The organism is Kitasatospora sp. NPDC057936 (assembly GCF_042887525.1).
In the GTDB taxonomy this organism is placed as follows: Bacteria; Actinomycetota; Actinomycetes; order Streptomycetales; family Streptomycetaceae; genus Kitasatospora.
The window spans coordinates 1-14,987 of the sequence record NZ_JBHVPD010000045.1; the positions used below are offsets into that span (position 1 = coordinate 1).

Genomic DNA, 14,987 nt, shown 5'->3' on the forward strand with positions numbered 1-14,987 from the left:
CAACCCCATAGATTAGCTTGGGCAGCGCCAGATGTGTATATGCGCCCGCTTGCGGTCACCTTCGCGGCCATGGGCTCCTCGAGCAATCCCCGCGAGCGCGGGGCCGACTCGTTACGACGTCTTCGAGGATTTTCGGATCGAGAGCAATCCCCGCGAGCGCGGGGCCGACGTCCAGCTGATCGACGTCCGGGACTTCGCGGTGGAGCAATCCCCGCGAGCGCGGGGCCGACGGCTACGGCCAAGGCCGCCGCCACCCAGGGGAAGAGCAATCCCCGCGAGCGCGGGGCCGACGCGATGCGGACGGTGAGGCGGGTGGCGGTCAGGGAGCAATCCCCGCGAGCGCGGGGCCGACAACTGGAGCCGTGAGCCGGGCTTCCTGGAGGGGGAGCAATCCCCGCGAGCGCGGGGCCGACGCAAGCCGCTGCCGCAGCGCATCGCCGACGCGGGAGCAATCCCCGCGAGCGCGGGGCCGACCAGCTCGACGAGCTGGGGTTGGAGGGTGACGCGGAGCAATCCCCGCGAGCGCGGGGCCGACACCGCCCAAAACGCCACGCTGCGCCGTACGCTGGAGCAATCCCCGCGAGCGCGGGGCCGACCGGGGCGGGCAGGCCCCGGCCGGGGTTGATCAGGAGCAATCCCCGCGAGCGCGGGGCCGACGCACCAACGGGCGCCCGTTCGGCGTCGAGGGCGGAGCAATCCCCGCGAGCGCGGGGCCGACGCCGCGGAGCTCCATCGACTTGGCGAACTCGACGAGCAATCCCCGCGAGCGCGGGGCCGACCTACCATCCGGACGCCAGGTGGCCGCCCTGCCGGAGCAATCCCCGCGAGCGCGGGGCCGACGCCCGGCCGGTCCCGGCGGCGGCCGCCGTACGGGAGCAATCCCCGCGAGCGCGGGGCCGACTGTCGTTCGGCAGTGGCAATCCGCTCCTGCCGAGAGCAATCCCCGCGAGCGCGGGGCCGACCGTTCCATGGCAACGACAAGCTACCCGAACGCGGAGCAATCCCCGCGAGCGCGGGGCCGACGTCTTCATCGTTCAGTAGATCCGCTGACTACAGGAGCAATCCCCGCGAGCGCGGGGCCGACGTCCGCTGCTTGACCTGTTCGGCCTCCTCGATGGAGCAATCCCCGCGAGCGCGGGGCCGACTACAACGCCCTCGTCTGCGGCCACGGCTATGTGGAGCAATCCCCGCGAGCGCGGGGCCGACACTTGTTGACCTGCGGTGATCTGCCTCAGTGGGTGCGTTCTGAGTTAGTTCGATTGGCTGTCAGCTTCTCGACGAAGTGGGGCATTATCTCATCATTCTTTGCTGCTGGCCGAGTTGTCAGTCCCGTGCCCTACGCTCCTGAAGCCTATCTTGCATGGGAGGTCGGACGATGGTCGATGACCGCTGGCGGCGGTATCCACCGCAGGTCAGGGGCTGGCTTGGTGCCTTGTGGGGCAAATCCGCAGGGCGGGCCGGCGGCACTGCCAACCTGTTGCTGTCGCACATGCTGGACACTGCCGCGGCCGCGGAGATCGTGTGGGACCGTTACCTGCCGCCGGTGACACGGGTTCGTCTGGACGCCCTCGCGGGCGGCCGGGGCAAGGGGCGGAGGCTGTTCGCCTGGTTGTGCGGGATTCATGACTGTGGCAAGGCCACGCCGATGTTTCAGCACCTTGATCCCGTCGGCGCGGAGGCGGTCCGTTGCGCAGGGCTCGTGTGGGACAAGTACCCAGTAAAGGGCGCGACTTGGCGGCACGACAAGGCGGGTGCCCGCGTGCTGCGAGCGCTTTTCGACGAGGCCGGCTGGTCGCATGACCAGCGCGACTGGGTGTGGCCGTTGATCGCCGGCCACCACGGAAGCTTCCCGACGCTGGGGCAGTTGAGTCCGAAGAAGGAGGAGTGGCAAGGTCGTAGCCCGTCCTGGAAGTTGGCCCAATCGGCGCTGGTCGACGTCTTCTCCAGGGAACTCGGCTACGAGGGCGAGGCTCCGCTCGCGCCGGTTGAGCCGGTGGTGGTGCCGAGCCGTGCGGTGCAGCTGCAGCTGTCCGGCTTCGTGGTGATGGCGGACTGGATCGCCAGCGACGAGCGGCACTTCAAGGGTGTATCCGATCTGGCGAAGGTGACGATGCCGGAGGCGCGGAAGCGGGCCGCGGCCGCGTGGTCGCAGCTGGGACTGCGGGGTGGCTGGGGGGAGTTGGCCGTTCCCGGGCCCGAGACCTTCCGCGACCGTTTCGGCCACGGGCCCCGGCCGTCGCAGGAGCTCGTGTTTGATGTGGCCCGGCGGATGAGTGGCCCCGGGTTGGTGATCATCGAGGCGCCGATGGGGGAGGGGAAGACGAAATCGGCGTTGGCGGCGGCCGAGTTCATGGGTGCCCGCCACGGCGCGGATGGCGTATTCCTGGGTATGCCGACCCAGGCGACCGCAGACCCGATGTTCTCCCAGCTCCGGCTCTGGCTTCGCGAGATCGAGGACGGGCTGGAGAGCCAGGTCGCGCTGCTGCACGGCAAACGGATGTTCAACAAGGAATGGCGAGGCCTGCTCGACGACGCGGGGGAGTGGGGGCAGGACGCCGACGACTGTTACACGTCGGTGGCCGAGGACGAGTACGGTCTGCCCTCCCAGTTCGCGCAGGCCGGGCAGGACGCGGAGCGCAAGGCACCTGCCGAGTGGTTCCTCGGCCGTCGTCGCGGCCTGCTGAGCCCGTTCGCGGTCGGCACCATCGACCAGCTCCTCTACGCCGCTACCCGCACCAAGCACGTCATGCTCCGCATGGCCGGCCTGGTGGGCAAGGTGGTCGTCCTCGACGAGGTCCACGCCGCCGACGTCTACATGTCGCAGTTCCTGCTGGAAGGCCTCTGGTGGCTTGGGCAGGCCGGCGTGCCCGTGGTGCTCCTCTCGGCAACCCTGCCTCCGGAGCAGCGGCGCCGGCTGGTCGCCGCCTACCTGGCTGGTGCGCAGTCGATCGAGGCAGCCTTGGCAGCGCCGGAACTGCCCGAGCCACAGGGCTATCCGAGCGTCACGGCGGCCTGGCTCGGGCGGGACGCACGGCCGGAACTGATGGTGGAGAGCACGACGTCCTGGCGCGCCGACCTGCCGGTGCGGGTCGAGGTGCTGGACGAGCCGCAGGACTCCCGGACGCTGAACGGCGGCGCGGGGCCGGAAGATGACGCCGTGACCAGCCTTCTGCGCGAGCGTCTCGTTGACGGCGGATGCGTCCTCGTCATCCGCAACACCGTCGCCCGCGCCCAGCGTACGTTCGAGGCCCTCCGGCAGGAGTTCGGTGCCGACGTTCGGCTCCTTCATGGCGGCCTCCACGCGGGACATCGGGCCGACCGTACGCATGAGGTCCTGCAACTGCTCGGGCCGCCCACCAGTGAGGCCGACCGGCCCGACAGGCTGATCGTCGTCGCCACCCAACTCGCGGAGCAGTCCTTCGACGTCGACGCGGACCTGCTGATCACCGACCTCGCACCGATCGACCTGCTCCTCCAGCGCATCGGCCGCCTCCACCGCCACGACGGCGTCGAGCGTCCCGGCCCGCTGTCCAAGCCCACCGTCGTCATCACCGGCCTGGGCTGGCGGAACGATGGCCCGCCGCACATCCTGCGGGCCTCCGAGAAGATCTACGGGCGGTACCTCCTGCTGCGCACGGCGGCCGAGGTAACCAGCGCCGCGGGCGGGCAGTGGGACATCCCCGGGCAGGTGCCCGAGCTGGTGGCGCGGGTCTACGGCACCCATCCGGTCGTTCCCGCCAGCTGGGCAGAAGCGGAGGCACAGGCCCGGCAGGAGTGGGAGGTACGCCAGCAGAAGCGGCGGGACGAGGCTGCGCAGTACCTGCTCACGCGTGCGGGCGAACACGGATCCCAGACCTTGGCCGGACTGCACTACGGCGGCCAAGGCACCCTTGCGGAGGGGCAGTTCGAGGCGCTCGTTCGCGACGGTGACCGGAGCGTCGAGGTCGTCCTGGTACGCCGCAGCGGTGATGGCTTCCGCGCGGTGACAGGGCGCAGGCTCGGGCCGAACGGCGAGGTCGCGGCCGAGGTAGTGGACGACGTGCTCGCCGGCACGGTGCGCCTGCCCGCGTCCCTCACCGAGGCGGCCGAGCAGGCGCTGAGGCCGCTGCCGGGCTGGCGTGATCATCCGTGGCTGCGGCACGCTCTGGCGCTCGAGCTCGACGAGAACGGTGCTGCGGTTCTCGGTGACTTTCGGCTGCGCTATGACGATCTGCTCGGACTTGTGGTCAGTGGAGGGCGCCCGTTCCGGTAGGGCGCGTGGGCGGAGCCGACAGCCTGCCGGCTCCGCCAACACGGCCCCAACCCCGCGACCGCGGGGCCGACTTGCAGCCAGGTGAGGCTCGCAAACACGGCCAGGGGCCATCCCCGCGCAGGCTGTCCGCGGGGCCGAGGGGCAGTTTAAGCATTAGCCCCACAGAGGGCCTCCGGCAATGCCACGATGAACCCGAACCAAGCTCTAAACAGGGCCAGTTGGGAGAACAGCGCGTGCCTGGGTACAACCTTGCCGAAAAACCGTGGCTGACGGCACGGCCCGTCGGCGGCGGGCCGCCCGTGACGCTGGGGATCGCAGAGGCCATGGCCCGGGCACACGAGCTCGAGGGCCTCGTCGTCGAGTTCTCGACCCAGCTCCCGGCCGTCCTACGCCAGGTCCTTCTACCCGTCGTCGCCGACGCCACCGGTGCACCCCAGACCCTGCGGGAGAAGGGTGAGCGGTTCGCGCAGGGAAGGTTCACACCGGCTGAGCTCGGCGACCTCGGGACCTACCTCGGCGAGCACCGTGCGAGGTTCGACCTGTTCGATCCGGTCGCCCCGTTCGGGCAGGTCGCCGGACTACGGACTGCCAAGGACGAGACGAAGGGCTCCGCCGCCCTGGTCGCGACCGCGGCGAGCGGCAACAACGTCCCGCTGTTCGCCAGCCGCACCGACGCGGACCCGCTCGACCTGACCCCGGCCCAGGCCACCCACTGGCTCCTGCACGCCCACTGCTGGGACACGGCGGCGATCAAGACCGGAGTCGTCGGCGACCCCCAGGTCAAGGCGGGCAAGACGACCGGGAACCCCACCGGTCCGCTCGGCCAGCTCGGGGTGATCGTCCCCACCGGGCGCACGCTGTACGAGACTCTCCTGCTGAACCTCCCGGTCACCCCTGCCGGGGCCCTGGGGGTCCCGCAGTGGCTGCGCGGCCCGCACGGCCCCGGGTGGAAGCCACGCGCGGCCGAGGGCCTCATCGACCTGTGGACGTGGCAGGCACGGCGGATCCGACTCATCCCGCATCAGGACGAGGGCGGCGAACTGAAGGTCTCCCGGGTGGTCATCGGCGCCGGCGACCGACTCACGCCCATGTCCGAACTGGAACCGCACACCGCCTGGATCTTCACAGCCCCCGCCAAGAAGTCCGCCTCGGCGCTGCCCGAACGCAGGCCGCGCCGCCACACCCAGGGCAAGGCCGCCTGGCGCGGCCTGGAAGCCCTCCTCGCTCCGACACGCCAGAGCACCGACGGCTTCGAGACCAGCATCCTGCTCGACCAGATCAGCGCCCTGCAGGAGGACGGCCAACTCCCCGCCGACTACCGGCTGCAGGTCGAGACCTTCGGCATGGTCTACGGCACCCAGTCGGCCATCGTCGAAGACATCATCCACGACGCCATCCCCCTCCCCCTGCTCGCCCTCCACCAGGACAGCGAAGCCCACCAACTCCTCCTGGACGTCGCCGAGCAGGCGGAACGCCTCGCGAAGGCCGTCAACAACCTGTCCGCCGACCTGCGCCGGGCCGCCGGCACCGACCCCATCCCCTGGGACAAGGGCCAGCGCCCCGGCGAACTCCTCCTGCACACCCTCGACCCGCTGGTCCGCCGCCTGCTCGCCGGCGTCCGCGACGCCGGCACCGACGAGGACGCCCTGGAGAAGGGCCGACTGGCATGGGAGGAAGTCGCCCACCGCCACGCGCGGGATGCGGCGAACACGCTCCTGCTGGCCGCGCCCGCCGGCACCTTCGGCGGCCGCACCCTCGACCAGCCCGGAAAGGCGGGCAAGACGCTCGCCTACCGACTCGGTACCGCTGGCGCCAACTTCCGGCGCCAGGTCGACGAGATCCTCCCCCGGTACGCCGACGCCCGGCGGGAAGCGGCCGCCGCCCGGGCGGCCGAGACTGCCACCACCCTCGACCCCGAATCCGACCCTGGAGCGGACCTTGACGACTGAGCAGAAGGTCGCGGCCAAACCGCGCCGGTACTGGGACAAGTTCACCGGCCCCGACCACACATGGCGTACCGACCAACGCACCAAGCAGCCGTACCGGCCCCCGGGCGAGGACCTCGCCGCCCTGCGCTCCGGCCTCGGACGGCCCGTCATGGACAGCCCCAAGATGTGGCCGCTCTACAGCTGCGAGGTCAACGACGTCCTCGCGCTGCGCGACGAAGTCTCCGACGAACAGAAGGCCGAACACGCCGCCCTGGCCCTCTACGGCCTCCACCAACAGAGCCAGTCCAAGCCGATGCACCGGCGCGGCGTCAAGCTCGGCGAGGCGATGCGCGCCCTGCGCCGAAGCGGAAAGTTCAGCGAGGAGGCGCTCGACACCCGGGTCGCCCAGCTCGCCAATGCGACCAGCGTGTCCGCACTGCTGGTCCACCTGCGAGGCCTGATCACCCAGCTGCGCACCGTCGGTCAGCCGCTGGACTACAACCACCTGATGGCCGACATCCAGGCCTGGCACAGCACCGACCGACGCCCGCAGATCCGCCTCAAGTGGGCCATCGGCTACCAGGCGTGGAAGGACACGGCGCCCGCCGGCTGACGGCACCTGCGAAGCTCCGCAACCGCGGCCCAACCACCACAGGAACCACCATCCCCGAGGGAGTAGCGCATGACCGACCGCCTCTACATCGACGTGCACATCCTGCAGACCGTCCCGCCGGCCAACCTCAACCGGGACGACAACGGCAACCCCAAGGAGGCCTACTTCGGAGGCAAGCGCCGCTCCCGCGTCTCCTCCCAGGCCTGGAAGCGCGCCACCCGCATCCACTTCGCCGAAAGCCGCGACCCGCAAGACCTCGCCACCCGCACCAAGCGAATCGCCGCCCAGCTCGCCAAGGGCATCGCCGAGCGCACCGGCATCGACGCCGAGGACGCCCAGCGGATCGCCGGCGCCCTGATCAAGTCGACCGGCATCTCCGCGGGCAAGAAGGAAGGCGACACTGCCTACCTCCTCTTCTACGGACGCCGCCAGCTGGACGGCATCATCGACCTCGTCGCGAGCAGCGCCGCCGACCTCGCCGCCCTCGACGGCAAGGGTCTCGACGAGGCCGTCAAGACCCTTCCGGTACGCGAGCAGCTGCAGACCGGACACCCCGCCGACGTCGCCCTCTTCGGCCGCATGGTCGCCGACATCCCCGGCCTGAACGTCGACGCCGCCACCCAGGTCGCCCACGCCATCTCCACCCACGCCACCGAACTCGAATTCGACTACTACACGGCCGTCGACGACGAGAACAGCGCCGACGAGACCGGCGCCGGCATGATCGGCACCATCGGCTTCAACTCCGCCACCCTCTACCGCTACGCCACCGTCGGCCTCCACCAGCTGCACGACAACCTCGGCGACGACAAGGCCACCATCGACGCCGTCGACCTCTTCGTCGACTCCTTCGCCCGCTCCATGCCCACCGGCTACGGCAACTCCTTCGCCCACCGCACCCGCCCCAGCCTCGTCGCCGTCGTCGTCCGCACCGACCAGCCCGTCAACCTCGTCTCCGCCTACGAGAACCCCGTCCCGGCCAGCCGAGGTATCGTCGCCGAGTCCGCACGCCGCCTCGCCACCGAATTCGCCACCGCCACCGACCAGTGGGGCGACACCCCGCCCTACGTCGCCGTCTGCCACACCCTCGCCAACGACACCGACGAAACCGGCCAAAAGCTGGGGCAGGCATTCGGCAAGAACCGCACCTTCGCCGAGCTGCGCGACGGCCTGCGCACCGCCCTCACCGAGCGGGTGAACAGCAACTGATGCTCGCCGACCCCACCCCCGAGCCGGCTCCGACCCCGGAGCAGGACCAGGCGGTCCTCGTGCTGCGCCTTGCCGGGCCCCTGCAGTCCTGGGGCGAGCACAGCGCCTTCAACCGCCGCGACACCCCGCCCCAGCCGACCAAGTCCGGCGTCGTCGGGCTGCTCGCCGCCGCAGCGGGATACCCCCGTGAAAAGGACATCACCAACCTGGTCCGCCTTCGGCTGGGCGTGCGTATCGACCAGCCCGGGACCCTGATTCGCGACTACCACACCGTCAGCGACTACCGGGGCCGGCCGCTGCCGCAGGCCGGCGTCAACGCGAAGGGCCTCCAGAAGCCGACCTCCCCGGCCAAGGACACCCACGTCACCCACCGCTACTACCTCCAGGACGCGGTGTTCGTCGCCGCCGTCCAGGGCCCGGTCGCCCTCGTCACGACACTCGCCGAGGCCGTCCGCCACCCGGCTTTCCCCCTCGCCCTCGGCCGACGCTCCTGCGTCCCCACACAGCCGATCGCCCTCGGGACGGTACGCGACGGCACGCTCGAGGACGTTCTCGCCCAGGAGCCGTGGCAAGCGGGTGAGGCCGCCAAGAACGCCTACCGCCGACAGGCCCAGCGTGGTCCGGAGCCGTCCTCCCCGCACCTGATCGACCTGGCCGCGACCTTCGACGACCCACTCGGCGATGGCACCCTGCAGGATGTTCCGCTGTCCTTCGCACCCCGCGAACGCGGCTTCACCACGCGGCGGATCCGCCACGCCTGGCTCAGCGTCCCCACCGGCCTGCCCTCATCCGCCACGACTGCTGACGATGCCCGACCGACCCACGACCCGTTCGCCCTGCTGGGCTGGTGACCCGATGACCTACCTCTCCCGCGTGCGCATCAACCCCCTGCGCGCCGCCAGCCGCACCCTGCTCGCCAACCCCCGCTCCCTGCACGGCGCCGTCATGGCCGGAATCCCCGACACCGCCCCCGGCGACCGGATCCTGTGGCGCCTGGACGCCGACCACCCCCGCCGCCCCATGCTGCTCGTCCTCACCCCCTCCAAACCCGACTGGACCCACGTCGTCGAACAGGCAGGATGGCCCGACGCCGAAGGCGAGCACTACGCGATCCGCGACTACAGCCCGCTGCTCGCCCAGCTCGCCATCGGCCGCGAGTTCGCCTTCCGGCTCAAGGCCAGCCCCGTCCAGAACACATCCAAGCCCGACAAGGCGAGCCCGCACCGCACCAAGACGGCGGCCGAGCTCCACCACCGCTCCTACCGCATGGCCCACCGCACCGCCGCCCACCAGCTCGTCTGGTTCCTGGAGCGCACCGAGCGCTGGGGATTCACGATCCCTGAGGCACGGACCGACAAACCAGCACCCGGCCTCGAGTTGCCCGCCACCGAACGTCACGGCGAGGTCCCGCCCATCGCTCGGGAAGTCCGGATCACCGACCGCAACCGCACCACCTTCACCAAGCCCGGCACCCGCAACTCCGTGACCCTCACCACCGCCACCTTCGAAGGCCACCTGCGCATCACCGACCCCGGTCTCCTGCAGGCCGCATTGCTCGGCGGGATCGGCCCCTCGAAGGCGTACGGCTGCGGCCTGCTCACCCTCGCTCCGCTGCTCCCCGGCGCCTGCTGACCGATGGCCGACATCTGGTGGAAAGCCCACCCGCACGACCTGCACCGCCTCGCCGACCGTGTCTCCAGTGTCTATGTAGAGCGCAGCCACATCGACCGTGACGAGAACGCCGTCGTCGTCATCAACAAGCGCGAGACCGTCCGCGTCCCCGCTGCCATGGTCGCTGTCATGCTCCTCGGTCCGGGCACCCGCATTACCCACGGCGCGGTCAACCTGCTCTCCGACTCCGGCACCACCATGTGCTGGGTCGGGGAGCAAGGCGTGCGCATGTACGCTGCCGGCCTCGGCCCCAGTCGTGGCGCGGCCCTCCTCAATCGCCAGGCCTGGCTGGTGAGTCGAACCAAGGAACGCCTCGCCGTCGCACGGGCCATGTACCGCATGCGGTTCCCGGGCGAGGACGTCAGCGCCGCCACCATGCAACAGCTGCGCGGCCGCGAAGGCGCTCGCATCCGCAAGCTCTACCAGGCCGAATCACGCCGGACCGCCGTCCCCTGGAACGGCCGCGTCTACAAGGCCGGCGACGCCTACGCCGCAGGCGACGACCTCAACCGCCTCCTGTCGGCGGCCAACGCCGCGCTCTACGGGATCTGCCACGCCGTCATCACCGGTCTGGGCGCCAGCCCCGGCCTCGGCTTCGTCCACACCGGACTGGCCACGTCGTTCGTCCTCGACATCGCCGACCTCTACAAGGCCGAATACACCATCCCCCTCGCCTTCGACCTTGCCAAGCAGGGCCACACCGAGGAACGAGACGCCCGCCTCGGCCTGCGTGACCGGATCGCCCAGGACAAGCTGCTGGGCCGCATCGTCCACGACGTCAAGGCGCTCTTGAGTCCGGACGGCACCGACATGCCCGACGTCGAGGTCAACGAACTCTGGGACGAACGCGTCGGCACAGTACAGGGCGGCGTTAACTGGTCCGACACCGAGGGCCCCGGGGCGGCCACTGTTACCGACCCGGGAATGGGCGACGAGCATCTGGCCATCATCGGCCCGGAGTTCACCGAGGACACGAGCAGCCCATGACCGTCATCATCCTTATCGCAGCCCCCGAAGGTCTACGCGGACACCTCACCCGCTGGATGGTCGAAGTCAACGCCGGCGTCTTCGTCGGCACCCCCAGCCGCCGCATCCGCGACCGCCTCTGGGACCTCCTCGCCACCCGCATCGGAGACGGCCAAGCTGTCCTCGTCGAACCCGCAACCAACGAACAGGGCTGGACCGTCCGCACCGCTGGCAAGGACCGCTGGAAGCCCGTCGACTTCGACGGACTGATTCTCTCGGCCCGCTCACGCCGCTAAACCCGCAGGTCATGAAGTGTCGGCCCCGCACGCGCGGGGATTGCTCCATGGTCCAGGCCATCATCTGGGCGCCCTTGGGGTCGGCCCCGCACGCGCGGGGATTGCTCCCCGCCGTCGGTCTCCGGCCCGTCCCGGCCCCGGTCGGCCCCGCACGCGCGGGGATTGCTCTGTGGCGCGCGGCGCGAAAGCGCTCGATGTGGCGTCGGCCCCGCACGCGCGGGGATTGCTCGGGCCTGTGAGAGGAGTCATCGTGACCTGGGGAGTCGGCCCCGCACGCGCGGGGATTGCTCCGTCCCGACGCCGTAGTCGTCGCAGTCCCTGCAGTCGGCCCCGCACGCGCGGGGATTGCTCCGGTAGGGTCGGCCCGGCTTAGCTGGGGCAAAGGTCGGCCCCGCACGCGCGGGGATTGCTCCAGCTCGGGCTGGCTGCCCGGGATGTCCATGGCGTCGGCCCCGCACGCGCGGGGATTGCTCCGACCCGGCAGAGATCGCCGCCCAGGTCGCCCGGTCGGCCCCGCACGCGCGGGGATTGCTCCCGGCCGCCATGAGAGTGATCCGTTGCATAGCCGTCGGCCCCGCACGCGCGGGGATTGCTCCTCGGCGTGGAACAGCAGGTACCGGACAGCGACGTCGGCCCCGCACGCGCGGGGATTGCTCCGGTGTTCCCGACCTGCTGGATCCCGCGCGCCCGTCGGCCCCGCACGCGCGGGGATTGCTCCGTGCGCGAGGGCATCCACGGTGCTCCGGGCGAGTCGGCCCCGCACGCGCGGGGATTGCTCCGACATTGACGACGACTTCGACGATGACGACGAGTCGGCCCCGCACGCGCGGGGATTGCTCCTTCAGCGCCTGGACGTAGTACTGCTGCCCCAGGTCGGCCCCGCACGCGCGGGGATTGCTCCGGGGCCGGGATCTCCGCCCTGACCGCGACCGCGTCGGCCCTGCACGCGCGGGGATTGCTCCAGCCACGCGGCGGTCACCCGACGGCTGCAGGTGTCGGCCCCGCACGCGCGGGGATTGCTCCGCCCCGGTGTCGATCCGCGCCGTCGGCACCAAGTCGGCCCTGCACGCGCGGGGATTGCCTCGCCGACGCCGAGAAGCTCGACCTGCCCCCGAAGTCGGCCCTGCACGCGCGGGGATTGCCCTTGGCGGGCGGGGACGATCCAGAGCCGGTCGAGCTCGGGGAGCAGGCCGTCCGGGGGCTGAAGGGCGAGGGACGGGTGGTGGTGGCGTGCGGGTGGGAGGTGGCTATGGGCGGGCGGGGAGGGCGAGGCGTTCGATGCGAGCGGCCAGGTCGGGATCGCTCTCGGTGCGGCCGAGCCGGCACATGGTCGTGGTGCGTACAGAGGTGGCCTTGACGCCGCGCATGCTCATGCAGAGGTGCTCGCCGATGGTGTAGACGGCGACGTCGTCGGTGCCGGCGGACTTGGCGATGTCGTGGGCGACGTCGTTGGTGATGCGTTCCTGGAGTTGGAGGGCGTGGGTGTGGGTCTGGAGGTGCCGCACCAGTTTGGACAGGCCGAGGACGGCTGTGTCGGGGACGTAGGCGATGGAGACGTCGAGGCGGAAGGGGAGCAGGTGGTGCTCGCAGATGCTCCATGCCTCGATGCCGGTCAGCAGGACGAAGTCGCCGTACTGGCCTTCCTGGGCGAAGGCGGTGTCGAGCCTGCCGGGGTCGTGGTCGAGGAACTCGGCCCACCAGTCGGCGACTCGGCGGGGTGTGTCCTTGAGGCCGTCGCGGTCGGGGTCCTCGCCGAGGGCGAGCAGCAGCTCGCGGGTCAGCTCCGCGACGCGCTGGTGGTCGATGGGGCGGCGTTGAGCTTGGACGGGTATGGACGTCACTGATCGTCCCCTTGGGGTGGGTTGACGGGGTCGCGAAGTGCGGTGTGTCAGAGGTGGGTGGCGCCGGGCAGGCAGCCGAGGATCGGCACGGCGGTGAACGCCTCCGCGTACCGGGTGCCGATGCGGGCACCCCAGAGCCGGCCGAGGGTCTCGGCCATGGGGCCGAAGTGCTGCTCGATCGGCTGGCTCGCGTGCACGCGCAACGCGGTCAACTTGGTGTCGAAGGTCGTGGTCGCGTCCACGATCACGTCGGCGCGAACCGGGCCGTCGAGGGTGAGCGAGTTGTAGGTGTCGCAGGTGTAGAGGCGGGTCGGGCGGCCGGTGGCGATGCGGGGCTCGGGGACGGCCGCGAGCACGGCGGCGGCGACTGCCCGGTGCTCGGGGTGGACGTCGTTGAGTGGGTGGGTGATGACGATGTCCGGCCGTGTCTCCAGCAGCAGTTGCTGCACGGTGGCGTGGTCAAGCCGGGGGACCTGGCGCAGGCCGGCGCCGAGGACGGCTGCGCCCCTGCGGGCCTCGGCGTCTCGGACGTCGTCGTGGTGCGGGACGGCGATGGTGACCGCGTTGTGCTTGGAGTGGTGGGCGAGGGTTGCGCCGGCCCACAGCTCGGCGTCGTCGGGGTGGGCGAAGGCCGCCAGGACCGATCCGGGCAGCGCGGCGGTCACCAGAGCCCCAGCTTCTCGACGACGTCGGCGGGCTTGGGCAGCTGCGGGCTCGCCACGTCGCGAAGGGCGACGGGGACGTCGAGGTCGCGGCGTACCGTGATCATCGTCTCCCAGCGGAGTACGTCGGCCCATGCGATGGTGATGGCGGCGCCTTTTGCGCCGGTGAGGCGCCCGGAGCCGGGCAGGTCGTGCAGTGGCATGCCGTCTCGCAGCAGGGTGGCGGCGACCTTCGGGCCGATGCCGCGGAGGCCGGGGATGTTGTCGGACTTGTCGCCGGTCAGGGCGCGGAAGGCCGGCCATTGGGCGGGGGTGACGCCGTAGCGGGTGAGAACCTCGTCGGCGGTGATGATGCGTTGGGAGGCTTTGCGGAAGCGGTTGAGGATCCGCACGTCGTCGTCGAGGAGCTGGTAGAAGTCCATGTCCCGCGACATGATCAGGACCGGCCGGGTGGCGGCGGCCCGGGTGGCGAGGGTGGCGATGACGTCGTCGGCCTCGGCGTCGTCGACCTCGACCCACCGGATCCCGTACGCGTCCAGGCCGTCCTTCACCGGGGCGAGGAACTGCAGCGGCTTGAGCGCCTCCGGCGTCGCCTCCCGGTTCGCCTTGTAGCCCTGGTCGGCGGCCACGCGGTCGGCGGTACCGTACTCGCCGTCGAAGACGACCAGGACCTCGGGCTGTGCGACGTCGAGGTCGTCACGGATCGCGGCGCGCAGCAGGGCGAAGAAGGCGAACAGGCCGGTCAGCTCACGGGACTTGTCACGGGAGAAGATCGGTGCGGGAAAGCCGAAGGTGCCGGCCCACAGAAGGTTGAAGCCGTCGACGAGCAGCAACGGGGCAGGGGTTGCGGGGTTTTTGGGCATCACGACACCGCCTCTAGAAAGAGTTCAGCGATTCGGCGCGGCTGGAACTCGGCCGCTCTCCGATACACGGTCTGTGTAGTCGCGGCATACAGTATGTCATCTTCCAGGAGGGTCTGTGCCGTCTTGTGGAGGGCGGCGGGGCCGTCGTCGTGCTCGACGAGCAGACGGTCGCCGTGGCCGGTCGGTTCGATCAGCGCGGGCAGGTTGCCGATCCGGTAGGCGACCACCGGGGTGCCGACGCTCATGGCTTCCAGGGCCACCAGGCCGAAGGTCTCCTTCAGGCTGGGGACGATCACCACCGCTGCCCCGGCGAGCCACGGCAGTACCTCGTCCCAGGCCAGCCCGCCGAGCAGAAGGACGTTCGGAGTGCGGGCCGCCGGTCGGCGGCAGCGTTCGAGGAGCTCGGACTGCGAGCCGACGGTGTTCTCGAATCCTGCTTCGGCGAGGGCCACTTCGACGGGCCGGTTCCAGTCGGCGGCGGCCTCCAGGAAATCGAGTACGCCTTTTTCCGGTCCGAGCCGTGCGAGGACGCGTACCGGGCCTTGGCGGCGCAGCTGCTCGCGGCGGGACGGCGTGGGCGGGGCTGCCGAGGCGTCGGTCATGAGTGCGTTAGGGACGACGCGCAGGTTCCGCGGGCCCCAGCCGGCCAGTTCGTCGCGGACGACCGGGGAGGGCACGAGGACGCG

At 70.8% G+C, this 14,987-nt stretch carries 12 protein-coding genes and 2 CRISPR repeat arrays; of the genes, 8 read left to right on the forward strand and 4 right to left on the reverse strand.

What is annotated here, in order from left to right; translation table 11 throughout:
• The first annotated feature begins 80 nt into the window (after positions 1–80).
• Positions 81–1,206: a CRISPR direct-repeat array (repeat unit 28 nt; unit sequence GAGCAATCCCCGCGAGCGCGGGGCCGAC).
• Between the two features lie 169 nt (positions 1,207–1,375).
• The 8 genes from cas3 (at position 1,376) to cas2e (ending at position 10,935) form a co-directional block, all read left to right on the forward strand.
• On the forward strand, positions 1,376–4,252 hold the full coding sequence (cas3, locus tag ACFVU9_RS23045) for a CRISPR-associated helicase Cas3' (RefSeq protein WP_387595985.1): 2,877 nt from the start codon (positions 1,376–1,378) through the stop codon (positions 4,250–4,252).
• A 233-nt stretch (positions 4,253–4,485) separates the two neighbouring features.
• Complete coding sequence (gene casA, locus ACFVU9_RS23050; protein ID WP_387595988.1) at positions 4,486–6,201, forward strand: type I-E CRISPR-associated protein Cse1/CasA; 1,716 nt, start codon at positions 4,486–4,488, stop codon at positions 6,199–6,201.
• On the forward strand, positions 6,191–6,793 hold the full coding sequence (gene casB, locus ACFVU9_RS23055; RefSeq protein ID WP_387595991.1) for a type I-E CRISPR-associated protein Cse2/CasB: 603 nt from the start codon (positions 6,191–6,193) through the stop codon (positions 6,791–6,793). The genes casA and casB overlap by 11 nt, the downstream gene beginning before the upstream one ends.
• A 69-nt stretch (positions 6,794–6,862) precedes the next feature.
• A complete protein-coding gene (cas7e, locus tag ACFVU9_RS23060) occupies positions 6,863–8,002 on the forward strand; it encodes a type I-E CRISPR-associated protein Cas7/Cse4/CasC (protein WP_387595993.1) in 1,140 nt (379 codons plus the stop codon).
• Entirely contained in the window at positions 8,002–8,853 is an 852-nt protein-coding gene (cas5e, locus tag ACFVU9_RS23065; protein WP_387595996.1) for a type I-E CRISPR-associated protein Cas5/CasD, read from the forward strand. Before cas7e ends, cas5e begins: the two co-directional genes overlap by 1 nt.
• A 4-nt stretch (positions 8,854–8,857) precedes the next feature.
• Entirely contained in the window at positions 8,858–9,634 is a 777-nt protein-coding gene (gene cas6e / locus ACFVU9_RS23070; protein WP_387595999.1) for a type I-E CRISPR-associated protein Cas6/Cse3/CasE, read from the forward strand.
• Positions 9,635–9,637: 3 nt separating this feature from the next.
• Complete coding sequence (gene cas1e, locus ACFVU9_RS23075) at positions 9,638–10,660, forward strand: type I-E CRISPR-associated endonuclease Cas1e (RefSeq protein WP_387596002.1); 1,023 nt, start codon at positions 9,638–9,640, stop codon at positions 10,658–10,660.
• On the forward strand, positions 10,657–10,935 hold the full coding sequence (gene cas2e / locus ACFVU9_RS23080; protein ID WP_331744407.1) for a type I-E CRISPR-associated endoribonuclease Cas2e: 279 nt from the start codon (positions 10,657–10,659) through the stop codon (positions 10,933–10,935). The genes cas1e and cas2e overlap by 4 nt, the downstream gene beginning before the upstream one ends.
• An 18-nt stretch (positions 10,936–10,953) precedes the next feature.
• A CRISPR array of direct repeats spans positions 10,954–12,080; the repeat unit is 29 nt; unit sequence GTCGGCCCCGCACGCGCGGGGATTGCTCC.
• A 102-nt stretch (positions 12,081–12,182) separates the two neighbouring features.
• Here the strand turns inward: cas2e and folE are convergent.
• From folE to ACFVU9_RS23100, 4 genes are read right to left on the reverse strand one after another with little or no spacing between them, the layout of a single operon-like run.
• The gene (gene folE / locus ACFVU9_RS23085; RefSeq protein WP_387596006.1) at positions 12,183–12,776 is read right to left on the reverse strand and encodes a GTP cyclohydrolase I; all 594 of its coding nucleotides are present in this window, start codon (positions 12,774–12,776) and stop codon (positions 12,183–12,185) included.
• A gap of 47 nt (positions 12,777–12,823) precedes the next feature.
• Entirely contained in the window at positions 12,824–13,441 is a 618-nt protein-coding gene (locus ACFVU9_RS23090; RefSeq protein ID WP_387596009.1) for a PIG-L deacetylase family protein, read from the reverse strand.
• On the reverse strand, positions 13,438–14,301 hold the full coding sequence (locus ACFVU9_RS23095; protein ID WP_387596012.1) for a 5'-3' exonuclease H3TH domain-containing protein: 864 nt from the start codon (positions 14,299–14,301) through the stop codon (positions 13,438–13,440). Before ACFVU9_RS23095 ends, ACFVU9_RS23090 begins: the two co-directional genes overlap by 4 nt.
• Positions 14,301–14,903, reverse strand: coding sequence for a glycosyltransferase family 4 protein (locus ACFVU9_RS23100; RefSeq protein WP_387596015.1), 603 nt, complete (start codon positions 14,901–14,903; stop codon positions 14,301–14,303). The genes ACFVU9_RS23095 and ACFVU9_RS23100 overlap by 1 nt, the downstream gene beginning before the upstream one ends.
• Between the last annotated feature and the right edge of the window lie 84 nt (positions 14,904–14,987).